Annotated in this window: 18 protein-coding genes, 3 pseudogenes and 2 CRISPR repeat arrays (1 of these 23 running past the window's edge); of the genes and pseudogenes, 13 read left to right on the top strand and 8 right to left on the bottom strand. The window is 72.7% G+C overall.

Going from position 1 to position 20,870, the window contains the following annotated elements:
- Window positions 1–41 precede the first annotated feature (41 nt).
- Together CIK06_RS19365 and CIK06_RS19360 are read right to left on the bottom strand one after the other, a co-directional pair.
- Window positions 42–560 (bottom strand): PH domain-containing protein, encoded by a 519-nt coding sequence (locus tag CIK06_RS19365; RefSeq protein WP_095566012.1) that lies wholly within the window; start codon window positions 558–560, stop codon window positions 42–44.
- Window positions 557–790, bottom strand: a complete 234-nt coding sequence (locus CIK06_RS19360; protein WP_095566011.1) for a hypothetical protein — start codon at window positions 788–790, stop codon at window positions 557–559. Before CIK06_RS19360 ends, CIK06_RS19365 begins: the two co-directional genes overlap by 4 nt.
- A gap of 475 nt (window positions 791–1,265) precedes the next feature.
- Between CIK06_RS19360 and CIK06_RS19355 the strand changes: the two genes are divergently transcribed.
- The 3 genes and pseudogenes from CIK06_RS19355 (at window position 1,266) to CIK06_RS19345 (ending at window position 4,391) form a co-directional block, all read left to right on the top strand.
- Window positions 1,266–2,306 (top strand): MoxR family ATPase, encoded by a 1,041-nt coding sequence (locus tag CIK06_RS19355; RefSeq protein WP_232534339.1) that lies wholly within the window; start codon window positions 1,266–1,268, stop codon window positions 2,304–2,306.
- Window positions 2,285–3,433, top strand: a pseudogene (locus CIK06_RS19350) (DUF58 domain-containing protein); the annotation flags it as partial. The gene CIK06_RS19355 and the pseudogene CIK06_RS19350, both read left to right, overlap by 22 nt.
- A 7-nt stretch (window positions 3,434–3,440) precedes the next feature.
- Entirely contained in the window at window positions 3,441–4,391 is a 951-nt protein-coding gene (locus CIK06_RS19345; protein ID WP_095566009.1) for a VWA domain-containing protein, read from the top strand.
- Here CIK06_RS19345 and CIK06_RS19340 read toward each other — a convergent pair.
- Together CIK06_RS19340 and CIK06_RS19335 are read right to left on the bottom strand one after the other, a co-directional pair.
- Window positions 4,388–5,170 (bottom strand): helix-turn-helix transcriptional regulator, encoded by a 783-nt coding sequence (locus CIK06_RS19340; RefSeq protein WP_095566008.1) that lies wholly within the window; start codon window positions 5,168–5,170, stop codon window positions 4,388–4,390. The two genes, CIK06_RS19345 and CIK06_RS19340, sit on opposite strands and share 4 nt — an antisense overlap.
- A 97-nt stretch (window positions 5,171–5,267) precedes the next feature.
- Window positions 5,268–5,852, bottom strand: a complete 585-nt coding sequence (locus tag CIK06_RS19335; protein WP_095566007.1) for a hypothetical protein — start codon at window positions 5,850–5,852, stop codon at window positions 5,268–5,270.
- A gap of 562 nt (window positions 5,853–6,414) precedes the next feature.
- Between CIK06_RS19335 and fabG the strand changes: the two genes are divergently transcribed.
- From fabG to CIK06_RS19315, 4 genes and pseudogenes are all read left to right on the top strand, one after another.
- The gene (fabG, locus tag CIK06_RS19330; RefSeq protein WP_095566006.1) at window positions 6,415–7,119 is read left to right on the top strand and encodes a 3-oxoacyl-ACP reductase FabG; all 705 of its coding nucleotides are present in this window, start codon (window positions 6,415–6,417) and stop codon (window positions 7,117–7,119) included.
- 45 nt (window positions 7,120–7,164) lie between these two features.
- Window positions 7,165–7,932, top strand: coding sequence for an enoyl-ACP reductase FabI (fabI, locus tag CIK06_RS19325; RefSeq protein WP_095566005.1), 768 nt, complete (start codon window positions 7,165–7,167; stop codon window positions 7,930–7,932).
- Window positions 7,933–8,096: 164 nt separating this feature from the next.
- Window positions 8,097–9,133 (top strand): annotated as a pseudogene (locus CIK06_RS19320) (ferrochelatase).
- 34 nt (window positions 9,134–9,167) lie between these two features.
- Window positions 9,168–9,946 (top strand): annotated as a pseudogene (locus CIK06_RS19315) (HAD-IIA family hydrolase).
- A gap of 26 nt (window positions 9,947–9,972) precedes the next feature.
- On the opposite strand, the gene CIK06_RS19310 reads toward CIK06_RS19315, so the two are convergent.
- On the bottom strand, window positions 9,973–10,764 hold the full coding sequence (locus CIK06_RS19310) for a hypothetical protein (RefSeq protein WP_095566004.1): 792 nt from the start codon (window positions 10,762–10,764) through the stop codon (window positions 9,973–9,975).
- A 128-nt stretch (window positions 10,765–10,892) separates the two neighbouring features.
- Here CIK06_RS19310 and CIK06_RS19305 point away from each other — a divergent pair, with 128 nt between their 5' ends.
- A complete protein-coding gene (locus CIK06_RS19305) occupies window positions 10,893–11,708 on the top strand; it encodes a DUF3097 domain-containing protein (protein ID WP_095566003.1) in 816 nt (271 codons plus the stop codon).
- Window positions 11,709–11,720: 12 nt separating this feature from the next.
- On the opposite strand, the gene CIK06_RS19300 is transcribed toward CIK06_RS19305, so the two are convergent.
- Window positions 11,721–14,096 (bottom strand): bifunctional diguanylate cyclase/phosphodiesterase, encoded by a 2,376-nt coding sequence (locus tag CIK06_RS19300; RefSeq protein WP_095566002.1) that lies wholly within the window; start codon window positions 14,094–14,096, stop codon window positions 11,721–11,723.
- A gap of 133 nt (window positions 14,097–14,229) precedes the next feature.
- A complete protein-coding gene (locus tag CIK06_RS19295) occupies window positions 14,230–15,546 on the bottom strand; it encodes a serine hydrolase (protein WP_095566001.1) in 1,317 nt (438 codons plus the stop codon).
- A gap of 83 nt (window positions 15,547–15,629) precedes the next feature.
- Here CIK06_RS19295 and CIK06_RS19290 point away from each other — a divergent pair, with 83 nt between their 5' ends.
- The 3 genes from CIK06_RS19290 to CIK06_RS19280 all read left to right on the top strand — a co-directional run bounded on the left by CIK06_RS19290 (window position 15,630) and on the right by CIK06_RS19280 (window position 18,327).
- Window positions 15,630–16,097, top strand: coding sequence for an NfeD family protein (locus CIK06_RS19290; protein ID WP_095566000.1), 468 nt, complete (start codon window positions 15,630–15,632; stop codon window positions 16,095–16,097).
- Window positions 16,098–16,108: 11 nt separating this feature from the next.
- Window positions 16,109–17,233 (top strand): SPFH domain-containing protein, encoded by a 1,125-nt coding sequence (locus CIK06_RS19285; RefSeq protein ID WP_095565999.1) that lies wholly within the window; start codon window positions 16,109–16,111, stop codon window positions 17,231–17,233.
- Between the two features lie 263 nt (window positions 17,234–17,496).
- On the top strand, window positions 17,497–18,327 hold the full coding sequence (locus tag CIK06_RS19280; RefSeq protein ID WP_095565998.1) for a hypothetical protein: 831 nt from the start codon (window positions 17,497–17,499) through the stop codon (window positions 18,325–18,327).
- A gap of 165 nt (window positions 18,328–18,492) precedes the next feature.
- Here the strand turns inward: CIK06_RS19280 and CIK06_RS19275 are convergent, their stop codons facing one another.
- Complete coding sequence (locus tag CIK06_RS19275; protein ID WP_095565997.1) at window positions 18,493–18,795, bottom strand: hypothetical protein; 303 nt, start codon at window positions 18,793–18,795, stop codon at window positions 18,493–18,495.
- 324 nt (window positions 18,796–19,119) lie between these two features.
- Between CIK06_RS19275 and CIK06_RS19270 the strand changes: the two genes are divergently transcribed.
- Together CIK06_RS19270 and CIK06_RS19265 are read left to right on the top strand one after the other, a co-directional pair.
- Entirely contained in the window at window positions 19,120–19,869 is a 750-nt protein-coding gene (locus tag CIK06_RS19270; RefSeq protein ID WP_095565996.1) for a helix-turn-helix transcriptional regulator, read from the top strand.
- Window positions 19,856–20,056, top strand: coding sequence for a DUF397 domain-containing protein (locus CIK06_RS19265; protein WP_095565995.1), 201 nt, complete (start codon window positions 19,856–19,858; stop codon window positions 20,054–20,056). The genes CIK06_RS19270 and CIK06_RS19265 overlap by 14 nt, the downstream gene beginning before the upstream one ends.
- A gap of 167 nt (window positions 20,057–20,223) precedes the next feature.
- A CRISPR array of direct repeats spans window positions 20,224–20,460; the repeat unit is 31 nt; unit sequence GTCGCCCCATCACCCCTAGAGGGATCGCAAC.
- A 370-nt stretch (window positions 20,461–20,830) separates the two neighbouring features.
- Window positions 20,831–20,870: direct repeats of the CRISPR family, unit length 31 nt; unit sequence GTCGCCCCATCACCCCTGGAGGGATCGCAAC (it continues 394 nt past the right edge of the window).

The following is a 20,870-nucleotide window of genomic DNA, read 5'->3' as shown; positions in this document are numbered from 1 at the left end:
CGGCTGCCGGCCCGGTGCCGGATCACGGCGTGAGGTTGGCCTCACAGGCCCTCCGCCCGGTCCTCACCGAGCGCGGTGAGCCGGTCCCGCAGCCGGGCGGCCTCGGCCGGCGGCAGCCCCGGCACCCGCGCGTCGCTGGCCGCGGCGGCCGTGTGCAACTGCACGGTCGCCAGCCCGAAGGCCCGCTCCAGCGGGCCGGCGCTGACGTCCACGAACTGCATCCGGGCGTACGGCACGATCGACAGCCGCCGGACCAGCAGCCCGTGCCGGACCAGCAGGTCGTTGTCCCGTTCGGCGTACCCCCAGGCGTGCACGGCCCGGACGATCACCGTGCCGCGCCAGATCGCGATCAGCAGCACCAGCCCCAGGCCGGCGGCGAAGGCCCAGTGCCCGGTCAACGCCCAGCCGATCAGCACGCCCAGGGTGAGTACGCCCAGCCCGGCGCCGAGGCGGACCAGCTCGACCCAGATCAGGCTGCGGGAGACCGGTTGCCAGGGGACCGTCCGGGGCCAGGGCTCCAACGGGTCGCCGGGTCCGCCGTCCCGTTCCGGATCATTCACGGGTCGAGCCTAGGCGACGCGGACAACGCGGTGACCTCCCGCAGGAAGCCGCGGGCGCCGAGGAACTCGCCGAGCCGTTCCCGGTGCTCCGGGCAGGCCAGCCAGGTCTTGCGCCGGTCCGGGTCGTGCAGGCGTGGATTGTTCCACCGCAGCGCCCAACCGGCGGCGGCCCGGCAGCCCCGGGCCGAGCAGATCGGTGGCTCGACGGCGGTGGGGGAGAATTCGGCCACGGCACCAGTCTACGGACGGGACGGGCGGATCGTCGCGGTGCTCGCGGCGGCGGTTGCCGCGCTTGTCGCGCCGGAGATTGGGACCCTGTCACGGCGGCGGTCGCGGCGCTGGTCGCGGCGGATGCGGCCGGGAGAAGAGCGCCGGGCGGCCACGGGGGAAGCCGCCCGGCGACGGCTGAATGGTACACACCAACAACCCCCTTCTGTCCAGCCTGCGCCGGGTGGCGGAGCCCGCCACGCCGGAACCGGGGTTTCCGCCGACCGGCTCCGGCGGCGGACGTGCGAGGCTTGGTACCGCGGCGCCGCGTCGAGCGCGGTCGCCGACATCGCCCGCGCGACCCGAAGTTGTGGAGGACCGGTGGCCCAGCCGACCACACCCGACGTACCGAACCCACCCACCGAGCCGTCGCCGGCCGGCACCGGCGTACCTCGGGAGCCGGCCGGGGCCGCGCGGCCGGCCGGCCCGCCCGAGCCGGTGTCCGGCGGCACCCCGGCCCAGGACGCGACCCTGCTGGAGCGGGCGTTGTTCGAGGTCAAAAAGGTGATCGTGGGCCAGGACCGGATGGTCGAGCGGATGTTCGTGTCGCTGCTGGCCCGCGGGCACTGCCTGCTGGAGGGCGTACCCGGGGTGGCCAAGACCCTCGCGGTGGAGACCCTGGCCAAGGTCGTGGGCGGCACGTTCGCCCGGGTGCAGTTCACCCCGGACCTGGTCCCCGCCGACATCGTGGGTACCCGCATCTACCGGCAGTCCAGCGAGAAGTTCGACGTCGAACTCGGCCCGATCTTCGTCAACTTCCTGCTCGCCGACGAGATCAACCGGGCACCCGCGAAGGTGCAGTCGGCGCTGCTGGAGGTGATGAGCGAACGGCAGGTGTCGATCGGCGGGCAGACCCACCAGGTGCCCGAACCGTTCCTCGTGATGGCCACCCAGAACCCGATCGAGCAGGAGGGCGTGTACCCGCTGCCGGAGGCGCAGCGGGACCGGTTCCTCATGAAGATCCTCGTCGGCTACCCCACCGACGCCGAGGAGCGGGAGATCGTCTACCGGATGGGCGTACAGGCGCCCGAGCCGGCCCCGATCTTCGCCCCGAGCGACCTGCTAGCCCTGCAACGCAAGGCCGACCGGGTGTTCGTGCACAACGCGCTTGTGGACTACACCGTCCGGCTGGTGCTGGCCACCCGGTCCCCGGCCGAGCACGGCATGCCCGACGTCGCCCAACTGATCCAGTACGGCGCCAGCCCGCGCGCCTCGCTGGGCATCGTCCGGGCCACCCGGGCGCTCGCCCTGCTGCGCGGCCGGGACTACGCGTTGCCGCAGGACATCCAGGACATCGCCCCGGACATCCTGCGGCACCGGCTGGTGCTCAGCTACGACGCGCTGGCCGACGACGTACCGGCCGACCACATCGTGAGCCGGGTGCTGGCCACCATCCCGCTGCCCACGGTGGCTCCGCGGCAGCAGGCCACGCCGCCGGCCCCGACCTCCGGCGCCGGGTGGCCGGGACGGATGCCGTGACCGGACCGGCCGGCCGGCCGGGCAACGCCGACGCCGACGACCCCACCGGCGCGACCGCGGGCCGGGCCGAGGCGGTGCTGTCCCGGCTGCAACTGCTGGTGACCCGGCGTCTGGACGGCCTGTTGCAGGGCGACTACCTGGGCCTGCTGTCGGGACCCGGCAGCGAGGCCGGCGAGTCCCGGGAGTACCGGCCCGGCGACGACGTACGGCGGATGGACTGGCCGGTGACCGCGCGCACCACGCTGCCGCACGTCCGGCAGACGGTTGCCGACCGGGAACTGGAGACCTGGCTCGCGGTCGACCTGTCGGCCAGCCTCGACTTCGGCACCGGCCGCTGGTTGAAACGGGATCTCGTGGTGGCCGCCGTCGTCGCGGTGACGCACCTGACCGCCCGCGGCGGCAACCGGGTGGGTGCGGTGGTCGGCACCGGTCCCGACGTACCGGCTCGGCCGCCCGCCCGCTCCCGGCGCTGGCGCGGCCGGCGGGACGGTACCGGCGCGGCACCCACCGCGTCCGGAGCCGGCGGCGGCGCCGCGGTTGGCGGTTCGGCGGCGGCCGGCGGCGCCGGCGGTGCGAACGCGGCCGGCGGCGCCGGCGGTGCGAACGTGGCCGGCGCGGCCGGCCTGGTCCGCCGGCTGCCCGCCCGACCGGGCCGCAAGGAGGCTCAGGGTCTGGTGCGGGCCGTGGCCACCACGCCGATCCGGCCCGGCCGCACCGACCTCGGTGCTCTGATCAACATGTTGAACTCGCCGCCGCGGCGCCGCGGCATGGCCGTGGTGGTGTCGGACTTTCTGGCACCGCCCCAGCAGTGGGGGCGGGCCGTGCGCCGGCTGGCCGTCCGGCACGACGTCCTGGCGGTCGAGGTGGTCGACCCGCGCGAGCTGGAACTGCCCGACGTCGGCGTGCTGGCGCTGGTGGACCCCGAGAGCGGGGCCGTGCACGAGGTGCAGACCGGCGATGCGAAGCTGCGCCGCCGGTACGCCGAGGCCGCCTCCGCCCAGCGTGCGGCGATCGCCACCGAACTGCGCGCCGCCGGTGCCGCGCACCTGCGGCTGCGTACCGATTCCGACTGGCTTCTGGACATGGTGCGGTTCGTCGCGGCCCAGCGGCACGCCCGCACCAGGGGACCACGCGATGATCCGTTTCCTGCAACCGTGGTGGCTGCTGGCCATCCTGCCGGTGCTCGCCCTGGCCGGGGCGTACGTCTGGCGCCAGCTCCACCGCCGCAGCTACGCGCTGCGGTTCACCAATGTGGACCTGCTGCGCAACCTCGCACCCCGTGGACTCGGCTGGCGGCGGCACGCCTCGGCCACCGCGCTGCTGCTCAGCCTGCTCGTGCTGGCCACCGGGCTGGCCCGGCCGTCGATCGACGTCAAGGAGCCGCTGGAACGCGCCACCATCATGCTCGCCATCGACGTGTCACTCTCGATGCAGGCCGACGACGTGGCGCCGACCCGGCTCCAGGCGGCGCAGGAGGCGGCGAAGCAGTTCGTGGCCGAACTGCCCCCCACGTTCAACCTGGGCCTGGTGTCGTTCGCCAAGTCGGCAAACGTGCTCGTGCCACCCGGCAAGGACCGTACGGCGGTGGTGGAGGCCATCGACGGGCTCGCGCTGGCCGAGGCGACCGCCACCGGCGAGGCGGTGTTCACCTGCCTGGACGCGATCCGCTCGGTGCCGGCCGACGGCGCTCAGGGGCCGCCGCCGGCGCGCATCGTGCTGCTCTCCGACGGCTACCGCACGTCGGGGCGGTCGGTCGAGGACGCCGCCTCGGCGGCCCAGGACGCCAACGTGCCGGTCTCCACGATCGCCTTCGGCACCGACGACGGCGAGGTCGACATCGCCGGGCAGCAGCAACGGGTACCGGTGGACCGGTTGTCGCTGGCCCAGCTCGCCGAGACCACCCAGGGCTTCTTCTACGAGGCGGCCTCGGTGGGCGAGCTGAAGAAGGTGTACGAGGACATGGGCAGCTCGATCGGGTACCGCACGGAACCGCGCGAGATCATCCAGTGGTACGCGGCGGTGGCCCTGCTGCTGGCCCTGGTGGCGGCGGCGCTGAGTCTGCTGTGGACGTCCCGGCTGCCCTAGCCGCGGCTCGCCTCGGCGTCGGACCTCGCCTCGGCGTCGCGCCTCGCCTCGGTGTCGGGCCTCGCCTCGGCGTCGGGGTCCGTGCCGTTGCCCTGCCGCTCGCGGTGCCGGCGCAGCAGCCTCGCGGTGACCGGGTCCGTGACCTCGACCAGGGCCAGCGGCACGACGCGGTAGCCCTGGCCGTCGTGCCGGACCTCGATCGACTCGGGTGCCCGCGGGCACATGGTGGCGACGATCTCCCCGGCGCCGGTGTCCCAGCGGTGCGCGCCCGGCTCCCGGGGGTCCACGTCCAGCGAGCTGAAGACCTGCCACCTGTCGTGCCACCGCTGGGCGTGGCGTTTGATCAGCCAGTCGGTGAAGGCGTCGGCGTCCGGCCAGGCGACCGCGATCTCCACGGCGCGGGTCGATACCGGCGCCCCTTGCAGCAGCGCGGCGGTCGCGCCGGTGAACACGTACGGCAACCCGTCGAGGCGGTCGACGGCCCAGTCCAGGCCGGCGTCGCGGACGCGCTCGGCGACCGGTTTCGCGGACAGTTCGATGATCTGCCGGTCGACGTCCGCGTCCAGCGGTTCGACGTCGATGGTCAGCTGGCTGCCGAGGGCGGCGAGGATCCGTTCCGTCATGGGCAGGCTGGGTGCCCGGCCACCGGCCTCGATCCGGGCGATGCTGGCCTGGCTGATCCCGGCCCGCGCGGCCAACTGCGCCTGGGTGAGCCCGTGCAGCTCGCGTTGCCGGCGCAACAGCGTGCGGAACATCTTCTGCAGGCGATCCGTGGACATCGGACCAGGATCGAACACATTTTTTGGAGTTATACCCGAGAGTCATTTAAATGACTCTCGGGTATAACTCCAAAAGAGCTCGTCGCGATCAGCGAGGTCACCGTCCGTGACGGCCGAGTTCCGGGAAGGCGGCCACGATCCGGTGCACCGTCCCGGCGACGTCCAGCCCGCTCGTGTCGACGCCGAGGTACCGGTAGTCGGCGTCAGCGGCCGCACGCAGGGTCCGGTCCTCCGGAATCCGGTCGACCATGTCCCGCCAGTGCTGCGTGGTCCGCTTCGCCCGGGTGACCCGCCGATGGTTGCGTACCCGCACGTCAACCAGCAACTCCACCAGGTACACCGCAGTCGGTTCCGATGGGTGGGCTGCCGGCAGCAGGCGGCGGAAGTCCAGGTAGTCGGCATGGTTGCGGAGGAAGCTTCCGGTGATGACGGTGTGGTAGCCGCCGGCCCAGAAGCTGCCCACCAGACCCGCCACGTTGCGCCGAAGCAGGTCGAAGAATACGTCATCCATCGGGCAGGGATTGGTCTGCCCGATGTCCTCGGCGTCGATCCGTGCGCTGTTCGGGACGTACGGCAGCAGGGCCCGGATGATCGTCGACTTGCCGGCGCCCTCCTGGCCGTTCACCAGGACGAGGCGACGTTCCGGGACGGGCGGCGCCGGCGGCTGCTTCGCGGTGGGCATCCGACGACTATGGCCATTACGCGGAACACGTTCCCGAACAATCTCACTGGTCGGTCGGGACCTCGGTGGTCGGTCGGGACCTCGGTGGTCGGTCGGGACTCAGCGGGCGACGAGGACGAAGAGGCAGACGACCCAGGCGGCGGCGAGGGTGAAACCGAGCGGGGCGGCGTAACGGTGCATGGCGATTCTCCGAGCGGCAGACACGGGAACGAGGGCTGGAGCTGGGGGGAATCGCGACCGGGTGACCGCCGGACGGACACGCCCGATGATGTCCCGGTCGTAGACCGGGATCCGGGCGGGTGCGTGGCGGTGCTGCGGGATCGGCTCAGGCTGGCGGAAGCTCAGCGGAGCGGATCGACGGCCCGGCCACGACTGGGAGGATCGCTATCTCGCACAGCGATCACCTCCACTAATCGGCCGGGCGGGAAGATCCGCGAGAAGCGTACACCCCGCGCGCTCGACCGGCCCCCCGGCCCACCCGGTATGCCGCGTTGGCGCTTACCAACCGGTAACGCCTAGTCTCCATCGCGACCGACTGTCCGTACGATCTTCAGGAGCAACCGTGGCCCGAACAGTGCTGGTGACCGGCGGTAACCGGGGGATCGGCCTGGCCATCGCGAACGCGTTCGCCAAGCAGGGTGACCGGGTGGCCGTGACTCATCGTGGCAGCGACGTCCCGGACCACCTGTTCGGGGTCCGGTGCGAAATCACCGACTCCGCGGCCGTGGACGCGGCGTTCACCGTCGTGGAGAAGGAACTCGGCCCGGTCGAGGTGCTGGTGGCCAACGCCGGGGTGACCGCCGACACGCTGCTGCTGCGGATGTCCGAGGAGCAGTTCACCGGCGTGCTGGACACCAACCTGACCGGCGCGTTCCGGTGCGCGAAGCGGGCCGCCACGAAGATGCTCCGGGCCCGGTGGGGTCGGATGATCTTCATCTCCTCGGTGGTCGGCCTGTACGGCTCCCCGGGGCAGGTCAACTACGCGGCGAGCAAGGCCGGCCTGGTCGGAGTGGCCCGCTCGATCACCCGGGAACTCGGCGGCCGGAACATCACCGCGAACGTGGTCGCGCCGGGCTTCGTCGAGACCGACATGACGGCCCAACTGTCCGAGGATCGCCGGTCGGACTACCTGAAGTCCGTCCCGGCCGGCCGGTTCGCCGAACCGGACGAGGTCGCCGGCGTGGTGACCTGGCTGGCCAGCGACGCGGCCGGCTACATTTCCGGCGCCGTCATCCCGGTCGACGGCGGCCTCGGCATGGGTCACTGACCGATCCGAACCGCACCCTCTAACGACGAACGAAAGGGTCCGCACGTGTCTGGACTGCTTGCCGGCAAGCGGCTGCTCGTCACCGGCGTTCTCACCGACGCCTCGATCGCCTTCTCGGTGGCCAAGCTCGCGCAGGAGAACGGGGCGCGGATCGTGCTCACCGGCTTCGGCCGGTTGTCGCTGGTGGAGCGCATCGCCAAGCGGCTGCCCGAACCGCCGCCGGTGATCGAGCTGGACGTCACCAGCGCCGAGCACCTGGCGGGGCTGGCCGACCGGGTACGGGAGCACCTGGACGGGCTGGACGGGGTGGTGCACTCGATCGGCAACGCGCCGCAGAGCTGCCTGGGCGGCGGCTTCCTGCACGCGCCGTGGGAGGACGTGTCGCGGGCGCTGCACGTCTCCACGTACTCGTACCAGTCGCTGGCGATGGCGGCGCTGCCGCTGATGGGTCCGGGCGGCTCCGTGGTGGGTCTCACCTTCGACGGCACGAAGGCGTGGCCGGTGTACGACTGGATGGGCGTGGCCAAGGCCGGCCTGGAGTCCGCCTCCCGGTACCTGGCGCTGCACCTGGGCAAGCAGGGCATCCGCAGCAACCTCGTCTCGGCCGGCCCGCTGCGCACCATGGCGGCCAAGTCGATTCCCGGGTTCGAGCAGTTCGAGAACGCCTGGGCGGACCGTGCGCCGCTGGGCTGGGACCTCACCGACGCCGAGCCGGCGGCGCGGGCCGTCCTGGCGCTGCTGTCCGACTGGTTCCCGGCCACCACGGGCGAGGTGGTGCACGTCGACGGCGGGTACCACGCCCTCGGCGCCTGAACGGCCGGACCTTTCCGAACCGCGCCCGGCCGCGTGCCCGGCCGCGCCCGGCCGCGGCTGTGCGCGGCTGTGCGCGGCCGGGCACGCGGCCGGGTCCGTGGGGTAACCGAGCTAACACGGACCCGGCCGTTCAGCATCGACGCCGGACGGGGAAAATGGGCGCCATGGCGTACGACGCAGTGCTGCTGGTCTCGTTCGGCGGGCCGGAACGCCCGGAGGATGTCCTGCCGTTCCTGACCAACGTGACCCGGGGCGGGGCGTGCCACCCGAACGGCTGGCCGAGGTCGCCGAGCACTACCAGCACTTCGGCGGGGTGTCGCCGATCAACCAGCAGAACCGCGACCTGATGGCCGCGCTGCGGGCCGAGTTCGCCGAGCACGACCTGGACCTGCCGATCTACTGGGGCAACCGGAACTGGCACCCGATGCTGGCCGACACGGTGGCGCAGATGCGCGACGACGGGATCCGGTCCGCGCTGGCGTTCGTGACCAGCGCGTACGGCGGTTACTCGTCCTGCCGGCAGTACCAGGAGGACATCGCGAACGCCCGCGCGGCGGCCGGCCCCAACGCGCCGGTGATCGACAAGCTGCGCCAGTTCTGGGACCACCCCGGATTCGTGCACCCGCACGCCGACGCCGTCCGGCACGCGCTGGCCACGTTCGGGTCGACCCGTCCGGAACGTACCCGACTGGTCTTCACCGCCCATTCCGTCCCCACGGCGATGGCCGCCACCGCCGGCCCGGAGGGCGGCCGGTACGAGGCGCAACTGCACGAGACGGCCGCGCTGGTGGCCGCGCAGGTCGGCGCCGACCTGCCGTACGACCTGGTGTGGCAGAGCCGGTCCGGCCCGCCCCAGGTGCCGTGGCTGGAACCGGACATCAACGACCACCTGGCGGCGCTGGCCGCCGACGGCGTCCGGGCGGTGGTGGTGAGCCCGATCGGGTTCGTCTCCGACCACCTGGAGGTGGTGTGGGACCTGGACACCGAGGCCGCCGACACCGCCAAGCGGCTCGACCTGGAGTACGTCCGGGCCGCCACCCCGGGCACCGATCCGCGGTTCGTGGCCATGGTGCGGGAACTGGTCCAGGAACGTCTCACGCCGCCCGCCGCCGGCCCCGTGGCCGGCCGCTGCCGATTGGGTACGCTGCCCGCCTGGGACACCTGTCCGGCCGGTTGCTGCGTTCCGCGCCGGCGGCGGTGACCCGCCCCGTACCGGCGACGGCGAGGACGACACGATGAGGGACCGCAAGCCGGTCGAGAGCTGGCTCACCGACATGGACGGGTCCTGGTGCACGAGGGGCAGCCGGTGCCCGGTGCTCCCGAGTTCATCAGCCGGCTGCGCGCCTCGGGCCGGCGTTTCCTGGTGCTGACCAACAACTCGATCTACACGCCACGGGATCTGCAGGCCCGGCTGACCCGGATGGGTTTCGACGTACCCGAGGAGTCGATCTGGACCGCGGCGCTGGCGACCGCGCAGTTCCTGGCCGACCAGCGGCCCGGCGGCACCGCGTACGTCATCGGCGAGGCCGGGCTGACCACGGCCATGCACGCGGTCGGCTACATCCTGTCGGACTTCTCACCCGACTACGTGGTGCTGGGTGAGACCCGGACGTACAGCTTCGAGGCGATCACCAAGGCCGTCCGGCTGATCGACGCGGGGGCGCGGTTCATCTGCACGAACCCGGATCCGACCGGCCCGTCCGCCGAGGGCGCCCTGCCCGCGGCCGGCTCGGTGGCCGCGATGATCTCGAAGGCGACGGGGGTCGAGCCGTACTTCGTGGGCAAGCCGAACCCGATGATGATGCGCTCGGCGCTGAACACCATCGAGGCACACTCGGAGACCACCGCGATGATCGGCGACCGGATGGACACCGACGTGCTGTGCGGGCTGGAGGCCGGCCTGGAGACCGTGCTGGTGCTGACCGGCATCAGCAGCCGGGCCGAGGCGGAGCGCTACCCGTACCGGCCGTCCCGGATCGTGGAGTCGGTGGCCGACCTGATCGACGAGATCTGATCCGCCTCGGCTCCGACCGCCGGACGTTACGGGCGCAGCGGGGCGTTGCAGGCGGCGACCAGCGCGCGTCGGCAGGCGGCGGTCAGCGGGCGCAGCGCCGCGTCCCGCTGCTGGGCCTCGTAGCCGTTCACCGCGCCGCCGGGGGCGGCGTGCTCGGCCAGCGCCAACACCCGGTCCAGCACCGAGGCCCGGGCGAACAGCCGGCGGGCTCGGGGGTCGAACCCCGGGGGCAGGTCCTTGCAGCTGTCCGGGCGGCGCAGCGCGGCGAGCGCGCCGGCCAGCTCGGGCCGCCAGGCCGCCACATCGAGCCGGGTCAGCGCGGCGGTCGCCTCGGCGAGCGCGGCGGCCAGCTCCGCCTCCGCCTCGGCCGCGCCGGGCTCGTGCCGGGCCGCCGCCGCGGCGCCGGCCGGCAGCGGGTACACCCGCCACAGCACCGTCTCGAAGGTCATTCCGGAGCCGGAGGTGTGGCTGCGGACCTCCGGGATGACGCCCAGGTCACCGGCGACGACCGCCTCGCCGGCCAGCAGCGCCGCGCCGGCGAACGGCCCGGGGCCGGGCAGCCCGCGCGGATCGCCCGGCACGGGCAGCACCAGCCGGACCCGGTCCGGCGGGGTGCGGGAGAGCACCGGGAGCGCTTCCGTGAGCGGTACGTCGGTCCAGGTCCCCGGCGCGTCGGCGACCAGATGTTCCTCGCCGTCGGCGATCTCGTCGGCCACCTCGTCGAACGGAACCAGGCCGGTCCGCCAGGCGCGCACCCAGGCGACGAACCGGCTGGACCGGCGTGGGGCCAGGGTGACCGCGTCCGTTGGAGCAGACATGCAGGCAAGGGTACGTGCTCCATGCGTTCCGTGTCTCTTCCCGCGCAAGGCGTGCCTGTCACGGGCGGTCTCGGCGTGTCGGCGCGTCGCCGCGGCGGCCGGGCCGCCAGCCGCTACCGTCGCCTCGCATGGGGAGGCGATACGGCGAGGATGTGCTGGCCGGGGACTGGCGGCGCCGCCGGGTGACGCCCGAGGTGGACGCCGAGCCCGATCTGGTGGTCGAGGATGCCGATTCGGGCTTCTGCGGCGCGGTTGTCGGGTTCGAGCAGGGCGCGGTGGTGCTGGAGGACCGGCACGGGCGGCGGCGCAACTTTCCGCTGCTGCCGGCGGCGTTCCTGCTGGACGGCGAGGCGGTGACGCTGCGCCGCCCGGCCGCCCGGCCCGCGCCGGCGCCGCGGCGCCGGACCGCCTCCGGATCCGTTGCGGTGGCCGGGGTACGGGCGCGGGTGGCGCAGGCGAGCCGGATCTGGGTCGAGGGCGTGCACGACGCGGCGCTGGTCGAGCGGATCTGGGGCGACGACCTGCGCATTGAGGGCATCGTGGTGGAGCCGCTGGACGGCATCGACGCGCTCGCCGACCGGGTACGCGAGTTCGAGCCCGGACCGCGCCGCCGGCTGGGTGTGCTGGTCGACCACCTGGTGTCCGGATCGAAGGAGAGCCGCATCGTCGCGGCGGTCACCTCGCCGGACGTGCTGGTGACCGGCCACCCGTACGTGGATGTGTGGCAGGCGGTGCGGCCCCGTGCGCTGGGCATCCCGGCGTGGCCGGTGGTGCCGCCGGGCCGGCCCTGGAAGGAGGGCGTCTGCGCGGCGCTGGGGGTGGCCGAGCCGGCGGCGATGTGGCGGCACATCCTGTCCCGGGTGGACAGTTTCGCCGATGTCGAGACGCCGCTGATCAACGCGATGGAGCGGCTCATCGACTTCGTCACCGTCCCGCCCGGCTGACCGGCCGGCGGCTCAGCCGGGCCGCTGGGCGACCAGCAGCCGGTGCAGGTCGGGCAGTGGCCGCGGCCGGCCGTACCGGTAGCCCTGACCGTGCGGGCAGCCGATCTCCGCGACCGCCGCGTGCTGCGCGTCGGTCTCGACGCCCTCGGCCACCACACCCAGCCCGAACGCGCCGGCCAACCGGCGGATCATCTCCACGGTGGCGTACGCGCGCTGGTCGGACCCGTCCAGCCGGCGGACGAACGAGCGGTCGATCTTCAGCTCGGTCGCCGGTATCCGATGTAGATAGTTCAGCGCCGAGTAGCCGGTGCCGAAGTCGTCCAGGGCGATCCGGACGCCGAGGTCGCGAAGCTGGCCGAGCCGGTCGAGCACCGCCTCGGTGCCCTCGATCAGCGCGGTCTCGGTCAGTTCGAGGGTGAGCGACTCCGGCGGCAGCCCGGCCGCGGCGGTGGCCTCGGCGACCGTCTCGGTCAGATCCGCCCGCCGCAGGTGCCCGGCGGCCACGTTGACCGCCACGGTGGTGCCGGGGGAGAGCAGTTGCCAACCGGCGGCGGCGCGGCAGGCGGCCCGGATCACCCAGCGGTCCACGGTGAGGATCAGCCCGGTCTCCTCGGCCAGCGGCAGGAACCGGTCGGGCGCCAGCAGGCCGTGCCGGGGATGCCGCCAGCGCACCAGCGCCTCGGCCCCGCGTACCGTGCCGGTGCCCAGCTCCACGATGGGCTGGAACTCCAGTTCGAGCTGCTCGGCCTCCAGCACCGCGCGGCGCAGGTCGGCGATCAGTTCCGCCCGGCCCACCGCGGCCTCGCGCAGCCGGGGGGTGCAGGTGCGGTACGCCGACTTTCCGGCCGCCTTGGCCGCGTACATCGCGATGTCGGCGTCCCGCAGCAGGTCGGTGTGGCCCTGGTGCTGCGGGCCGTACTCGGCGATGCCGATGCTGGCCGAGGAGTGCAGCAGCCAGTCGGCCTTCGGGCCGCCGGGTCCGAGCGCGGCGAGCAGCCGCCGGGCCAGCCGGTCCGGGTCCCGCTCGGCGGTCCGGCCGGGTCCGGGGTCGGTCTCCCGGTCGGGACCGGCTGGTCGTGCGGGTCCGGGGTCGTCGCCGGTCTCCAGCAGTACGGCGAACTCGTCGCCACCGATCCGGGCGATCATTCCCGAACCGCCGACCACGGCCCGCATCCGGGAGGCGACGTTTGTCAGCAGGGTGTCCCCGCTGGCGTGCCCGAACCGGTCGTTGACCTGTTTGAACCCGTCCAGGTCGAGCAGCAGCACGGCGACCGGGCGGCGTTCCCGGATGCAGCGGCGCAGCCGGCGGGTGAACTGCAACCGGTTGGGCAGCCCGGTGAGCTGGTCGACGTACGCGAGCCGGCGCAGCCGGTCGGCCAGGTTTGTCGTCTCGTACGCGGTGAGGCTCTGCCGGATCGCCAGCGCCACCAGCAGCCCGGTACCGGCCAGGAACACCGGCGGCGGGAGCGGCTGTCCCGGCTGCCGGGCCAGCACCATCGCCACGGCGGCGCCGCAGACCGGCAGGTACGGCAGGGCCAGCCGCCACCACGGCACGATGGGCGGATCGGCGTCCGGCTCGGTTTCGGCGCCGCCGGCCGGGTCGATGCCGCCCGGTGCGGGGTACCGGGTGGCCACGGCCACCAGCAGGTAGCTCAGCGGCCAGCAGACGTCGATCGGGTGCCCGGCCTCGTACGTGCCGCGGGCGATCTGCGCGACGTACACGGTGTCGGCGACCGCCCGGATCGCCAACCCGGCGCCGATGGTGGACAGCGGCCGCCACACCGGGCGGAGCGGGCCGCTGATCGCCACCAGGATGGTCAACTGCATGACGTCGAACATCGGATAGAACAGGCCCAGGGTGCGCGGCGTCTCGGCCAGCGGCGCCGCGGCGACGTCGCGCAGCACGACCACCCAGCTCACCGGCACCAGGGCGAGGCCGACGATGACGCCGTCGAGCAGGGTGCGCAGCCGGCCGGCGGCGGTGGGCGGCGCGGACACGCAGCTGAGCAGCGCCGCGGTGCCGGAGACGATGCCGGCGACGAAGACGAGCGCGACGGCCAGGTTGTTGGGCAGTCCGCCGCCGGTGGTCAGCCGGGTCACCGTCCAGATGATCCGGCCGGTGGCCGCGAGGGCCATGGTGAGCGCCATCAGCAGCCAGAACCGGCGCAGGTTGGCCGGGTGCCGCCGGGACACCGCGAGGCAGCAGCCCGCCGCGATGCCGGCGACCAGGGTGGCCGCGGCGTCACTGGCGGTAGCGGCGTCGGGCAGCCGCAGCACCAGCCAGGCGGTCTCGGTCAGCAGCACGGCGGTGCCGAGGCCGAGGGCGAGCCACAGCGAGATCCGTCCGAAGCGGCTGGCCAGCGCCGCCGGCCCGGCGATTCCGGACATGGTCTTCGAGGCGGATGCGATCGCTTCGCCCTCCCTGAACGACCGCGCGAGCGATCGACGGCGGTATACGGGACGGGAAGCTAGCACAGTGGACCGGGTGGATGGACCCGGGCACACCATCCCCGCGTGACGGCTACCCGACCCGGTCCGGGTCCCGGCTGAAGACGAACGTGGCGATGTCCACGGTGTCCGGCCGGCCGGCCGGGTCGCGCCGTACGGTGAGGAACTCGCCGTTGTTCATGCCGCTGTGGCAGCGCCACCGGTCGGTGCCGGCCCGGGTGAGCCGCCACGGCAGCCGGCCCTGCGGCGCGAACACCAGCTCGTCGTTGTCGGCGTCCCAGCTGGCCGTGAACTCCTTGCCCATCCACCACCACCGGCCGAGCAGGTCGGCGGCGTCCCGCGGCGGGTCGCCGGCCGCGGACCAGGGCTGGGCCGGCGCCGGCGGATCGGCGTCCAGTACGAGGTCGAGCAGCTCGACGGCGTTCGCCCCGAGGTGGAGGGTGCGCGGGTTGTAGCAGTTGGCAAAGGCGACGAGGCCGGTCCGGCTCGGCCGGTGCACGCCGAGTGCGGCCAGGTAGCCCGGCATCGACCCGCCGTGCCCCACGTACACCCGGTCGCCGGAGCGGGTCAGCTCGATGCCGAGGCCGTGGCCGTGGCCCCAGCTGTCCGGCTCACTCATGATCACCGGCAGGCACATCTCGGCGAGGGTCTCCGGACGCAGTACCGCCGGGTCCGGGTCGGCCAGGAACGCCGCCCAGCGGGCCAGGTCCGCCGGCGTCGACCAGAGCTGCCCGGCCGCCGCCATCGCGCCGGTGTCGGTCCGCGGTTCCTCCCGCATCGTCCCGTTCCACGGGTGTACGACGTACCCGCGGGCGAACGGCTCGGTTGCCTGGTACGTGGTGCGGGCCATGCCCAGCGGGTCGAGCAGCCGGGTGCGGACCAGTTCCCACCAGGGCTGCCCGGTCAGCCGTTCCAGCACGCCGCCCAGCAGCCCGTAGGCCAGGTTGGAGTAGTGGTAGACGGTCTGCGGGGGATGGGTCAGCTTCCCGGCGGTGAGTCCGGCGACCAGGGTGGCCAGGTCGGCGCCCTCGGTGCGTTCCCACCACGAGCCGTCCGGTTCGCGTTGCAGGCCCGAGGCGTGGCCGAGGAGCTGGCGCAGGGTGACCGTGCCGACCGGGGTGCCCGGCAGGTGCCGCTCCAGCGGGTCGTCCAGGGCGAGCCGGCCGGCGTCCCGCTGGCTGAGCAGCAGGACGGCGGTCATCGTCTTGCTGATTGACCCGATCCGGTACTGCATGTCCGGATCGGCCGCCGGCTGGCTGCCGGCGGTGGAGACGTGCGCGAGCCGGCCGTCGCGGACCACGCCGACGATCAGCGAGGGTATCGCGCCGGCGGCCTGGGCCTCGGTGACGATCGTGTCGATGCGATGGGTCGTTTCCGGCAACAGGGTCATCACGCCTCCTCAACGCGCCGACCCTACCCGTACGTTGATCATCGCCGTTACCGGTATGTGCGGCGACGTGCCACGATTGGGTCATGGAACCGCTGCTGTGGATCGTGCTCGGCGCCGCACTGGCCATCGCCGAGTTGTTCACGACGACGCTGTTCCTGATCATGTTCTCGGTCGGCGCGTTCGCCGCCGCGGGCGCCGCGGCGCTCGGCGCGCCGGTGAGCGTGCAGGCGTTGGTGTTCGCGGTGGTCTCGGTGCTGACCGTGCTGTTGGGGCGGCCGGGCCTGCAGCGCCGGAGGCTGGCCCAGGAGGATGGTGAGGGGCGGCCGTTCGGCGCCGCGGCCATCGAGGGCCAGCGGGCGCTGGTGCTGGAACGCGTGGACACCGACAGTGGCCAGGTGAAGATCGATGGTGAGTTGTGGAGCGCCCGTTCGTTCGACGCGACCCAGGTGTTCGAGCCGGGTGAGCGGGTGCAGGTTATCGAGGTCCGGGGCGTGACCGCCCTGGTCTGGCGGGATGATTTTTCCGCATCTGGTGAATTGCCCGAATCGTAGAGGTGGGTGTGATGGGGACAGCAATCGCGGTGCTGGTGGGCGCCGTGGCCCTGATAGTGGTGATAACGCTTATCCGTGCCGTGCGGATCGTTCCGCAGCAGCGGATGGACGTGGTGGAGCGGCTTGGTCGGTACAAGCGGACGCTCAGCCCCGGCCTCAACCTGCTGGTGCCGTTCATCGACGCGGTGCGGACCAAGGTCGACATGCGCGAGCAGGTGGTCAGCTTCCCGCCGCAGCCCGTGATCACCTCGGACAACCTCGTGGTCTCCATCGACACGGTGCTCTACTTCAAGGTGGTCGACCCGGTGCGGGCGACCTACGAGATCTCGAACTTCCTTCAGGCGATCGAGCAGCTGACCGTCACGACGCTGCGGAACGTGATCGGTTCGCTGGACCTGGAGCGGGCGCTGACCAGCCGGGAAGAGATCAACCGGCACCTGTCGGTGGTGCTGGACGAGACCACCGGCCGGTGGGGCGTCAAGGTCACCCGGGTCGAGATCAAGGCCATCGAGCCGCCGCCCAGCATCCGCGACTCGATGGAGAAGCAGATGCGCGCCGAGCGGGACCGGCGGGCCGCGATCCTGAACGCCGAGGGTCTCAAGCAGTCGCAGATCCTCACGGCCGAGGGTGAGAAGCAGGCCGCGGTGCTGCGCGCCGACGGTGACCGGCAGTCCCGGATCCTCCAGGCCGAGGGCCAGGCGAAGGCGATCCGTACGGTGTTCGACGCGATCCACACGGCCAACCCGAGCCAGAAGGTGCTGGCGTACCAGTACCTCCAGGCGCTGCCGCAGATCGCGGCCGGCCAGGCCAACAAGGTGTGGATCGTGCCGGCCGAGCTGACCAAGGCGCTGGAGGGGCTGGGCGGCGCGCTCGGCGGCCTCAGCGGGACGGCCGGCGACACGCCGTCGGCCGAGGTCGACTCGGGCGCCGTGGAGCGCGAGGCCCGGGAGGCCGCGGCAGCGGCGGCCGCGGCGGCGGCCGAGGTCAACCACGAGGTACGCGCCGCGGAGGCGCAGGTCAGCTCCGGTGACAAGACGCAGCAGCTCACGGCCGGCCAGCCGGTCGCGCCGGGGAGCCTGGTCGGCGAGTCGCAGCCGGAGCAGGAGCCGGATTCGGAGCGGACCCAGCGCCTGTAGAAATTCGAGGATTCCTCCCGTTTGTCGCCCCGGCACCTGCCAGGATCGGATTCGACGGTCCTGGTGGGGTGCCGGGGCGCCGCGCGTTCCGGCCTGGTGGGGCGCCGGGGCGCCGTGCGTTCCGGAGGTGTCGCGTTGCGCGTTCCGGAGGTGTCGCGTTGCGCGTTCCGGAGGTGTCGCGTTGCGCGTTCCGGAGGTGTCGTGCCGCGCGTTTCGGAGGCGCCGTGCGTCCCGCGCCACCCGTGGTTCTCTCGGAGGTGCGTATGGATGAGCAACCGGAACGCCGGACAGGTGCCGAAGACCCGCGGGCCGTCCTGGCCGAGCGGTTCGACCCGCCGCCGGGGCTGCTGCCGCCGCGGCCCACGCGCGTACCCGATGACCCACGCCGGATGTCCCCGTTGCAGGCGTCGCTGGTCCGGCCGGTCCGGGTGGTCGGCCGGGTCGGGCTCAACCTGCTGCCGTTCTTCGACGAGCCGGACCCGGTCCGCCCGGCCAGCAACACCTCCTGGGTCTGGTCGCTGCGGCGGTTCGCCCGGTCCGCCGTGTGGCTGCTGCCCGGGTACGCCGTCCTGCTCGCGATCAGCACCGCCGGCGCCGACGGCCTGCGCCGGTCGGCCACCTTCTCCGCCGGGGCCGGCCTGCGGGTGCTGGGGCTGGCGCTGGCCACCTGGGTCGGCCTGCTGGCGCTGACCGCGCTCACCGGCCTGCTGGCCACCGCCCGTACCCGGGGCACCGCGACCGCCGGACTGCTGCTGGCCATGTTCGGCGCCCTGCTGCTGCCGCTCGCCCCGCTCGGCGGCCCCGGGTTCGTCCGGGTGCTGGCCCTGCTCGGCGGCGGGGTGCTCACCCTCGGCTGGGTCCTGGCCGGGCTCGCGGTGGCCCGATCCGGGGTGTTCGGCGCCTTCGACGGCACGTTGCTGGTGATCGCCGCCCCGATGATCGGCCTCGGCGGGCTGCTGCTGGGGATCCTGCAGACCGTCGGTGCGCTGCTGGTACTGGCCGCCGGCATCGGTATCGCCGCCAAGACCGGGCGGCTGCTGCCCAAGCCCGGCTCCACGCTGGCCCCCGAACCGTCCGGCGGCGCCCCCGCCTGACCCGCCCGCCCACGCCTGCCCGGCCCTCAAGATCAACCCGCCCGCCCTGCCCGGCCCTCAAGACCAACCCGCCCGCCCTGCCCGGCCCTCAAGATCGACTCATCTTCCGGGAAGTTGGGGTATCCGGAGCGCTCGGATACCCCAACTTCCCGGAAGACGAGTCGATCATGGTGCGCGGCCGCGAGGTTGGCGGTGCGGGCGGGTGACCCAGCCCAGGAATCGGGCGTGCAGCCGCTGCGGGGCGGGCGCGTGCGGTCCGCACACCTCGGCGAGGTCGTACAACGCCTCGTGCAGGTAGTGGGCCAGAGTCATCATGAGGCTGATCTGGTCCCTGCCGTGTCCGGCCAGCAGGGCGAGCTTGGCCGAGCCGCAGGGCCAGGGTGCGGCGCAGATCCGGCAGAGCCAGGTCGGGCGCAGCGGTACGTGGTAGGCACGATGAACCGTCGTACCGTTCCGGCGTCGGAGCATGGCGACCTCCTCGGGACGGGCGGAGAACGGCTTCCCGCGGCGGGAAGGACTTCCTCGGTGGACTGGGAGGGGCCGCCCCGGGGTCCGGGGGAGACACCGGGACGACCCGGCAGAGCCGCGCCGACGCCTTGCTGGCAGCAGGCGGACCCGCATGCGTGACAGTCTGCTGAGGACGGGACTACTGTCGGAAGCCTCTGTGGCCGGTCGCGGCGGGCTCGTGGCGGGTGGTGTCCGGGCACGGTGCTGTGGGTGGAGCCGGGCAGGAATTGTGGAGGGACTGTGGAGGAGCCGACAGCGGACCTCATCCGGGCGCAACTGCGACGGATGCGCATCGCCGCGGAGTTGAACCAGGAGGAGTTCGGGCGCAGGATCAACTACTCGTCCTCCACGGTCTCCGCGATCGAGACCGGAGCCCGACCGCTGGACCGGATGTTCCTGCGCCGTGCCGACGACATACTCGGGACCGATGGCCTGCTGGCCAGCCTGCTCAAGATGGCCGACCGGGACCGTGAGCCGTCATGGTTCCGGCCCTGGCTGGAGGCCGAGCGGTCGGCCAGCCAACTCCGCTACTTCAACCCGACCCTGGTCCCCGGCCTGCTCCAGACGGCGAACTACGCCCGTGCCGTACTGCGGTTCGATCCGACCCGGCCGGAGGAGGAGGTCGAGCGGCAGGTCGCGGCCCGGCTGGAACGCCAGGAGATCCTCGGTCGGGATCAGCCGCCCCTGGTCGTCGCCGTCATCGACGAGTCGGCGCTGCGCCGCCGCGACGCGATCATGGCCGAGCAGCTTGCCCACCTGCTGCGCCTGGCCGAACTGCCGCACCTGCAACTCCACGTCATCCCGGCCGACGCCGGCATGTACGTCGGGCTCTCCGGCCCGCTCGCCCTGGCCCGGTCCGCCGAGGGCGGCTGGGTCGGCCACCTGGAAAACCAGCTCGCGGCGCTGGTCGTGGACGCCGAGGATGGCATCGCCACCCTGCTGGCGAGGTGGGAGGGTGTCCGGGGCGTAGCCTTGCCGCACGCCCTGTCGATCGCCCTGGTGAAGGAAGTGCAGAGTCAACATGGACCTCGGTAACGCGATCTGGAAGAAGTCCACCCGCAGCGGCACCAGCGGCGGCGACTGTGTCGAGGTGGCCGGCAACCTGCCGGGGATCGTGGGCGTGCGCGACTCCAAGGACCCGGCCGGCCCCGCGCTGGTGTTCCGTCCCGGTGCCTGGCAGGGTTTCGTCGACCTCGCGAAGCGGATCGGCCCGGTCGGCTGACCCACCCCGCCGGGGGACGGTCCGCGCGCTGGTCACCGTTTCGGGCTCCGCTCGGCGCCCCCAATTCCGGTACGCTGACCAGCGCGGATGCACTACCGGCGGTCCGCTGCAAAATCGGCCCCACCGAGCGCTCCAAAGCTGGCTCTGACCTGCGACTTAAGGTTCGGGTCGCCCCATCACCCCTAGAGGGATCGCAACGCATCGAGGTCGCGTCCATCTCGGGGTAGCCGGCCGAGTCGCCCCATCACCCCTAGAGGGATCGCAACGGAAGATCCACAGTTCGGAGACCGTTTCGCCGTTGATGTCGCCCCATCACCCCTAGAGGGATCGCAACCCGTGGCCGGACGGCAGGTGCCAGCGGCCGTCTCCCCAGGTCGCCCCATCACCCCTAGAGGGATCGCGATCGGGTCTCGTAGTCCGGCCCGCGGGCGCCCCTGCCTGTTGTCCGCCTGTCCATTTTCCAAGATCAACTCATCTTCAGTGAAGTCGGGGTATCGCGGCTGCCTGAACCCCCAACTTCACTGAAGATGAGTTGATCATCAGCCAACAACATCCCGTTCAATGCCAGCCCCTATACCGGCCTCGTCCGCCCGCCCCGGCCGGGGGCTGACTCCACCTTGCGACGGGCCGGTCGCGGTGCTCGTGTGTGGGTTCCCGCTCGGCGCTCTCAATTCCGGTACGCTGACCAGCGCAGATGCACAACCGGCGGTCCGCTGCAAAATCGACTCGACCGAGCGCTCCAAAGGCGGCACTGACCTGCGACTTAAGGTTCGGGTCGCCCCATCACCCCTGGAGGGATCGCAACAGGATCTCA

Origin of the sequence: Plantactinospora sp. KBS50 (genome assembly GCF_002285795.1) — a bacterium.
Lineage (GTDB): Bacteria > Actinomycetota > Actinomycetes > Mycobacteriales > Micromonosporaceae > KBS50.
Note: the sequence above shows the minus strand (reverse complement) of the source record. Positions and strands in the feature narration are given on the sequence as shown.